Source organism: Acinetobacter stercoris, from assembly GCF_900323515.1.
GTDB classification, from domain to species: domain Bacteria; phylum Pseudomonadota; class Gammaproteobacteria; order Pseudomonadales; family Moraxellaceae; genus Acinetobacter; species Acinetobacter stercoris.
In genome coordinates this window covers 1-7,233 of sequence record NZ_OOGT01000202.1, presented here as the reverse complement: position 1 = coordinate 7,233, position 7,233 = coordinate 1, and the positions used below count along the sequence as shown (strand labels likewise).

The following is a 7,233-nucleotide window of genomic DNA, read 5'->3' as shown; positions in this document are numbered from 1 at the left end:
AAGAAAAGCTTAGTTTCTACCAAGCAAGTTTTTAAATAAATGCAAAAGTTAAACAATTTATTCATTATTCAAAACCGGGCATTTTTTGATAGACTCTGCAAAATATTTTTTCTAGGACACAGAATGTCAATTCGGGATGAACGTAAACTACAAAGTCGTCAGGCATTATTGGCAGCGGCTTTACGTTTGAGTACGTCTGGTCGTTCATTTTCAAGTATTAGCTTACGAGAAGTTGCACGTGAAGTTGGTCTGGTTCCTACAGCATTTTATCGCCATTTTGAAGATATGGATGAACTGGGAAAAGAACTGGTAGATCAGGTTTCTCTCAATTTAAAACATGTTCTTCACCAATTGGGACAAGGTTATATCCACGCTCAACATCACTCCACACAGGATAGTATTGAGCTATTCTTTAAAGCAGTTACACAAGATCCTGAATCATGGATTTTTATGATTGCTGAGCGATGGGGTGGTTCAACCACTGTCCGAGAGGCGATTTTAAGAGAGATTACGTTTCTGATCGATGATCTTGCAAATGATTTAAAGAAAATCGATAGCATGCAACATATCCAGTATGAACATGATTTAAAAGTTTTATCGACCATTCTAATTAACATGTCTTTTACTTGGGCAATGACATGGATCAATCTATCCCGTCAGTTTCAAAATGCAGAACTACAGCTACATCAACAACAATTTATTACCCAAGCCGTTACCCAGGTTCGTCTGATGTTTCGCGGTATTTCCAATTGGGAAAGAAAATAAATAACCGATAAATATTTCTAGATTATACAAGTTGCGAATTACACCACTTATTGATCTCAGCAATGAGAAATATTGCTTTTCAAAACAATAATGTACAATCAAAACACTCTAAATTCTTACAATTTTCTCTATAATTTTCAAATATATCTATTTTTTTAGCGATTAGCTTCCAATATTTGATTGACCTGATCAAAGACATATGTGATAGTAATCTGGAATGATCATTCCAGATTACTATCATGCGTAATAAAGAATTTGAACCCGATGAAATTGCAAATGCAGCCATGCACGTATTTTGGGAGCATGGATATGCGGCAACCTCTGTTCAAGACCTTGTTGATGGCACAGGTCTATCTCGTAGTAGCTTGTACAACACCTTTGAGAACAAACAAGGATTATTCCAGGAAGCTCTAAAATGTTATCAAAACATTACCCTTGCAAATGTTGAACATTTATCTGGTCAGGGGCATGTTAAAATACTGATTCGTGAATTGCTGACTTCCATTATGCAAGATGAACTCAGTGACCCTAAACAGCGTGGATGTCTGGTTGCCAATACCGCACTGGAACTTGCAGGACATGATGAAAATATTGCTAAACAAATCCAGCACAATTTTCTGCGTCTAAAAACAGCATATGAAAAACTTATCATTCGTGGTCAGGAATCAGGTGAAATTTCACCTGACAAAAATCCTGAAGCTTTAGCAAATTTCTTTGTCAATACCATGCAAGGCATGCGCGTTTTGGGAAAAGGATGCGATCAGCAACAACGAAAACAATGCTTATCCGATGTCTTGGAAACTGCTTTGCAATGCTTATAAAAATAAACGGATACTTTCCAGTTAAAGTATCCGTTTTTATTTAACCTTTACTGGAATGATCATTCCAGTAAAATATTTCCCAAATAAACTTAAGGAATAAGCACATGAATACAATCCATAAACCAGTAATTGCTGTCTTGGGTACAGGGTTAATGGGTCAGCCAATTGCCAGAAACTTACATCGTTATGGATATACCGTCCATGTATGGAACCGTACTTTAGCAAAAGCGCAAGATTTACAAAAAGAAGGCTTATCCATTTTTGAAACTGCTGCACAAGCGGTTAAAAATGCAGATGTCATTTTGACGGTTCTTAAAGATGGCTTGGCTGTGGAGGATACCATTCGCTCTGCTTCTACAAGGATTTCTAAAGGTACAATCTGGATTCAACTTAGCACAGTTGGACTAGAAGCAACCTCTCACCTCAAACAATTCGCGGATAAACACGGCATCATATTTTATGACATACCCATGCAGGGTACCCGTCTACCTGCGGAACAGGCACAACTTATTTTTCTAGCATCAGGACCTTTAGAACAACGGCAACGCATTGAACCAATTCTAAATGTGATTGGTAAAAAAACTTTCTGGATTTCAACCGAAATTGGTGCAAGTTCTCGTTTAAAACTTGCATTAAATAGTTGGGTCTTTGCATTAACCAATGGACTCGCTGAAAGTCTTAGTTTAGCTCAAGGTCTGGGCATTGATCCGCAACTTGTTGTAGATGTAGTGTCTGGAAGTCCTATGGATAACGGCTATTTTCAGCTCAAAAGTAAAGCTATTTTAAATCAGGATTATTCAGCAAATTTCAGCATTAAAAATGCAATTAAAGATGCTGAATTAATCATGGATGCAGCGCAACAGGTTCATCTTCAACTCGATCTAGTACCAGCTGGATTATGTCGTTTTCAGCGAGCCGCTCAACAGGGGCATGCAGATAAAGACATGGCAGCATCTTACCTTGCGGAAAAACTAAAGGACTAGAAGTATGTCAAATGCTGAAAAATGTAAATCGGCTGAATCTAATTTAACTGCAAATACAGATCATATTCCCCTCGCAAAACTACTAGCATTCAGTATTGCTGGCTTTTTAACCATTATGACTGAAACAATACCAGCAGGTTTACTACCTCAAATTAGTCAAGGTCTACAAATCAGCGAAGCACAGGCAGGACAGCTGATTTCTGCCTATGCAATGGGCTCGGTTATTGCTGCTATTCCTGTAATCGCCCTCACCAGAACATGGAATCGTCGTCCTCTATTCTTGTTAGCGATTGCCGGACTACTGGTTTTTAATAGTCTGACGGCATTATCTACACACTATATGCTGACTTTAGCAGTCCGTTTTATTGCAGGGATGTGTGCAGGAATTATATGGGGTTTACTGGCAGGCTATGCCCGGCGCCTTGTTCCATTTCACCTGCAAGGAAAAGCATTGGCAATCGCGAGTGTTGGACAACCACTGGCATTAGCTATAGGTGTTCCTCTTGGAACATGGCTTGGTTCTATCATGAGCTGGCAAAGTGTGTTCTGGATCATGTCCATACTAGCATTCATTCTGTATATCTGGTTTCACATCGCTGTGCCTGATTTTACTGGTCAGGAGCAAAAGTATCAAAAACCTATACACCTGATCTTCCTGATTTCAGGCATTCCATCTGTTTTATTGACTTTATTTTGCTGGATATTGGCACATAACATTCTCTATACCTATATTGCACCATTTTCAAATTCAATGGGTTTGGGAAATCAGGTCGACCTGATCCTGATGCTCTTTGGCCTTTCATCCATCATCGGGATCTGGTTAACTGGACTATATGTTGATCGTTGGCTTAGAAAATTGACACTGTATAGCCTGGCTTTATTTGCTGTCGCAATCAGTATTTTTGCCTTTTCTTCACAAACACCGTTGCTGATATTCTTTGGTATTATGATCTGGGGAATAACTTTCGGTGGAGCTCCTACGCTTTTACAAACAGCTCTTGCTGATACTGCAGGTGAAGATGCTGATGTAGCCCAATCTATGCTCGTCACTATTTTTAACCTGGCTGTTGCTGGTGGAAGTATCTTTGGAGGGATTTTGCTCAGTCAATATGGAATCGGTTCATTTATATGGGTGATGCTAGGCTTGATTGTGATTGGTTTTGTCTTGGTATGGTTAGCAAAAATGCATGGTTTCAGACACGGGCAACGAAGTTAAATACCAAATCTCACTAAAATCATAGAATAAAAAACCCGCTCTCGCGGGTATTTAGGCAAAGATTATTTTGCTTTACGTTCTTTATCAATAAGATAATTCAGCACCTGGGTTACTTTACCATCTTCACCCTGAATAATATATTTTCCATTTACGACAACAGCAGGCACACCTGTTAACTGATATTGTTGAGCAAGCTGATTTGACTGAGCGATCTTCCCGGAAACGGCAAAAGAATTATATAAACTATTAAATTTGGCTTCAGGTACCCCATACTTTGTAAAGAATTTTGCCTGAGATGCCTGATCAAATAACTGCTGGTTTTCTACCTGTACAGCATGGAATAATGGTAAATGCGTGTTTTTACGGATACCCAAAGCTTCAGAAACATAATATGCACGAGCATTTGCTTCCCAAATTTTATTTAAAGCAGCAGGTGTACGCACAAAATGGACATCTTTTGGAATACTTCTTAACCATGTCTGCATATAAGGTTCTAACTTAAAGCAATGCGGACAACCATACCAGAAGAACTCACGTACTTCGATTTTTCCAGGAACATCAACCTTACCTGGATTTTTAATTACAGTGTAATCTTTACCTGCAACAAAGTTTGCAGCCATCGTATTTGCAGAAAATGCCATGACCATTGCAGTCATGCCACCCAAAATAAATTTTTTCATTGAGTTTCTTATCCTCTAAAATAGTTTTGTATAGCTTATGCCCTAACTATAAAACAAATATGGGAAAATCGTGTTTCTTCTGTGAACTTTTTTACACGATAGATCGCTTTTTTCAGAATTATCGCTACACTAGCAATAATCTTATATTAAAACAAATGCATTAGAGGCTCTGGCTATGACGCAGTTAAATGTCGATCCACAAGAAATTGCAAAATTTGAAGCACTCGCAGCCCTTTGGTGGGATCAAAATTCAGAATTTCGCCCCCTACATGAGATTAATCCCTTACGACTAAACTGGATTGATGAACATGCTGGCGGTTTAAAAGGTAAAAAAATACTGGATGTCGGCTGTGGTGGCGGGATTTTAGCCGAAAGCATGGCGCGCCGTGGTGCAGATGTTCTCGGCATAGATATGGGTGAGGCCCCTTTAAACGTAGCCCGCTTACATGCTGAACAAGAAAATGTTAATAATATTCAATATCGCCAGATTCCTGTTGAACAATTAGCACAAGAACAGGCAGGTCAATATGACGTTGTTACCTGTATGGAAATGCTGGAGCATGTTCCAGACCCTGCATCGATTATTCAGGCTTGCCAGAAACTGGTTAAACCAAATGGTCAGGTATTCTTTTCAACGATTAACCGTAACCCCAAATCCTATTTATTTGCCATTATTGGTGCAGAATACGTGCTTCGTTTACTAAAAAAAGGCACGCATGATTATCACAAATTCATTAAACCATCTGAGCTTGCAGCAGATATTCGCAATGCTGGTTTAACAATGAAAGACATGACAGGTTTACACTACAATCCATTAACTAAACACTACTGGCTGGCTGCAAATGTAGACGTAAACTACATGGTCTATACAGTAAACGAAGGTAACTGATGAAAGCTGTTTTATTTGATCTCGATGGGACATTAATTGATACAGCTGCAGATTTTATCCGTATTCTGCAAGAAATGGCTCGAGAAGAAGGTCGTGAAACTATTGATGCTGCTCTAATCCGAACTCAGGTTTCCGAAGGTGCACGTGCCATGGTCAAACTGGTCTATCCAGAATTAGAGATAGATGATCCAGTATTCTTGGCACATCGCCAACGCTTTTTAGATATATACGGTGAAAATATCGCTGTGGATACAGATTTGTTTGATGGTATGTATCCCCTACTTGATGAGCTTGAAGCCCATCAAATCCCTTGGGGTATCGTTACCAACAAACCTCGCTGGTTGAGTGAATCACTCCTTCAGGCGCTTCACTTAACCGAACGTTGCTCTGTTCTGGTTTGCCCTGAGGATGTAACAAATACAAAACCTGACCCTGAACCAATGCACCTAGCAGCCAAAACATTAAATATCGAAACTAAAGATATTATCTATGTAGGCGACCATCCCCGAGATATCGATGCAGGGCGCAATGCGAATATGTATACTATTTTGGCTGCTTATGGATATTTACCATTAGCGCACAAAGAAGACTTACTTGCATGGCATTCTGATTGTATAGTGAAGAATGTCCATGAGTTGCATCAGGTTGTGCAAAATCTGGTGCAATTAAAACAAACTATTGCATAACAATCATCATAAAAAACGATTAGGAGGTCTCCCATGAAATATTCAGAATATCAACCTCGTAGTGATTTACTCAAAGATAAAATTATCTTGATTACGGGTGCTGGTGATGGGATTGGTCGTGCTGCTGCTATCAGTTATGCCTTACACGGCGCAACTGTAGTCTTGCATGGACGAACTCTTAATAAACTTGAAGTCATTTATGATGAAATTGAAAGTTTAGGTGCACCACAACCTGCCATTTTACCCTTACAGTTGTCTTCTGCCTCTCCACGAGATTATGAGTTTTTAGTAGATACACTACAAAAACAATTTGGGCGCCTGGATGGTATTTTGCATAATGCAGGTATTCTGGGTGATCGCACCGAATTGGCTCACTACCCTGTAGATGTCTGGGACGATGTCATGGCGGTAAACTTGCGAGCACCATTTGTACTTACGCAAGAACTTCTGCCTTTACTGGAAAAATCTGAAAATGCTTCTGTAGTTTTTGCAAGTTCTGGTGTAGGTCGTGAAACACGTGCAAAATGGGGAGCTTACTCTGTCTCAAAAATTGCAATCGAAGCGGTTAGTAAGCTGTTTGCTTCAGAAAATGTCTATCCTAATATCCGTTTTAACTGTATCAATCCAGGCGCAACACGTACAGCAATGCGTGCCAAAGCCTATCCAGAGGAAGACCCATTAACACTTCCTACCCCAGAGCAGATTATGCCCGCATATCTTTACCTAATGGGCGAAGACAGTATTAATATGAATGGACAAAGTATAGATGCACAGGACTAAGCACTTGCATTGATATAACCTGAGTCTATCCACATCGTTAGGACTCGATATCGGGTTCTAACGGGTGTATAAATTTATAATAAAACTCAATAATCGTTTTTTTAAATTCAATATATAAAAATATTCGGTTTTCCAGATCAAAATTAAATCTCTAAGATTAATGTCAGTCAGTTACAGGCATTTCAAGGAAATTTAATGAAAGACCAAAAACGTAAAGTTGAAATCATCCGCTCTATTGAAAATTTACAACTTTCAGATAACTGGGTTGAAGCACTTGAAGATGCTGATCAGGCTCAGATCGTTGTAGATGTCATCACTCAATTGCAAGGAATCACTGAACAATGGTATTAATTCAATCTTCATTTTATAAAGCTTCATACATTGGGGCTTTATTCTGCTCCTAATTCTAATTT

General features: G+C 39.1%; 9 protein-coding genes. 8 read left to right on the top strand and 1 reads right to left on the bottom strand.

The window, feature by feature from the left end:
• Nucleotides 1–123: 123 nt before the first annotated feature.
• The 4 genes from KPC_RS16350 to KPC_RS16335 all read left to right on the top strand — a co-directional run bounded on the left by KPC_RS16350 (nucleotide 124) and on the right by KPC_RS16335 (nucleotide 3,785).
• Entirely contained in the window at nucleotides 124–765 is a 642-nt protein-coding gene (locus KPC_RS16350; protein WP_121975420.1) for a TetR family transcriptional regulator, read from the top strand.
• Nucleotides 766–1,004: 239 nt separating this feature from the next.
• Nucleotides 1,005–1,586 (top strand): TetR/AcrR family transcriptional regulator, encoded by a 582-nt coding sequence (locus KPC_RS16345; RefSeq protein WP_121975419.1) that lies wholly within the window; start codon nucleotides 1,005–1,007, stop codon nucleotides 1,584–1,586.
• Nucleotides 1,587–1,690: 104 nt separating this feature from the next.
• Nucleotides 1,691–2,569: an NAD(P)-dependent oxidoreductase gene (locus tag KPC_RS16340; RefSeq protein WP_121975418.1), complete on the top strand. Its 879-nt coding sequence runs from the start codon at nucleotides 1,691–1,693 to the stop codon at nucleotides 2,567–2,569.
• Between the two features lie 4 nt (nucleotides 2,570–2,573).
• Nucleotides 2,574–3,785 carry an MFS transporter gene (locus tag KPC_RS16335; RefSeq protein WP_121975417.1) on the top strand — a complete coding sequence of 404 codons (1,212 nt, stop codon included), beginning with the start codon at nucleotides 2,574–2,576 and terminating at the stop codon, nucleotides 3,783–3,785.
• A gap of 62 nt (nucleotides 3,786–3,847) precedes the next feature.
• On the opposite strand, the gene KPC_RS16330 is transcribed toward KPC_RS16335, so the two are convergent.
• On the bottom strand, nucleotides 3,848–4,465 hold the full coding sequence (locus KPC_RS16330) for a thiol:disulfide interchange protein DsbA/DsbL (protein ID WP_121975416.1): 618 nt from the start codon (nucleotides 4,463–4,465) through the stop codon (nucleotides 3,848–3,850).
• A gap of 175 nt (nucleotides 4,466–4,640) precedes the next feature.
• Here KPC_RS16330 and ubiG point away from each other — a divergent pair, with 175 nt between their 5' ends.
• The 4 genes from ubiG to KPC_RS20435 all read left to right on the top strand — a co-directional run bounded on the left by ubiG (nucleotide 4,641) and on the right by KPC_RS20435 (nucleotide 7,171).
• Entirely contained in the window at nucleotides 4,641–5,354 is a 714-nt protein-coding gene (gene ubiG / locus KPC_RS16325; protein WP_121975415.1) for a bifunctional 2-polyprenyl-6-hydroxyphenol methylase/3-demethylubiquinol 3-O-methyltransferase UbiG, read from the top strand.
• The gene (locus tag KPC_RS16320; protein ID WP_407641994.1) at nucleotides 5,351–6,040 is read left to right on the top strand and encodes an HAD family hydrolase; all 690 of its coding nucleotides are present in this window, start codon (nucleotides 5,351–5,353) and stop codon (nucleotides 6,038–6,040) included. The genes ubiG and KPC_RS16320 overlap by 4 nt, the downstream gene beginning before the upstream one ends.
• Before the next feature lie 33 nt (nucleotides 6,041–6,073).
• Entirely contained in the window at nucleotides 6,074–6,820 is a 747-nt protein-coding gene (locus KPC_RS16315; protein WP_121975413.1) for a YciK family oxidoreductase, read from the top strand.
• 195 nt (nucleotides 6,821–7,015) lie between these two features.
• On the top strand, nucleotides 7,016–7,171 hold the full coding sequence (locus KPC_RS20435; protein WP_171334522.1) for a hypothetical protein: 156 nt from the start codon (nucleotides 7,016–7,018) through the stop codon (nucleotides 7,169–7,171).
• The last annotated feature ends 62 nt before the right edge of the window (nucleotides 7,172–7,233 follow it).

Bases quoted from the DNA above. Each gene is read 5' to 3' on its own strand.
- KPC_RS16350 (WP_121975420.1), top strand. From the start codon at position 124: ATGTCAATTCGGGATGAACGTAAACTACAAAGTCGTCAGGCATTATTG.
- KPC_RS16345 (WP_121975419.1), top strand. From the start codon at position 1,005: ATGCGTAATAAAGAATTTGAACCCGATGAAATTGCAAATGCAGCCATG.
- KPC_RS16340 (WP_121975418.1), top strand. From the start codon at position 1,691: ATGAATACAATCCATAAACCAGTAATTGCTGTCTTGGGTACAGGGTTA.
- KPC_RS16335 (WP_121975417.1), top strand. From the start codon at position 2,574: ATGTCAAATGCTGAAAAATGTAAATCGGCTGAATCTAATTTAACTGCA.
- KPC_RS16330 (WP_121975416.1), bottom strand. From the start codon at position 4,465: ATGAAAAAATTTATTTTGGGTGGCATGACTGCAATGGTCATGGCATTT.
- ubiG (WP_121975415.1), top strand. From the start codon at position 4,641: ATGACGCAGTTAAATGTCGATCCACAAGAAATTGCAAAATTTGAAGCA.
- KPC_RS16315 (WP_121975413.1), top strand. From the start codon at position 6,074: ATGAAATATTCAGAATATCAACCTCGTAGTGATTTACTCAAAGATAAA.
- KPC_RS20435 (WP_171334522.1), top strand. From the start codon at position 7,016: ATGAAAGACCAAAAACGTAAAGTTGAAATCATCCGCTCTATTGAAAAT.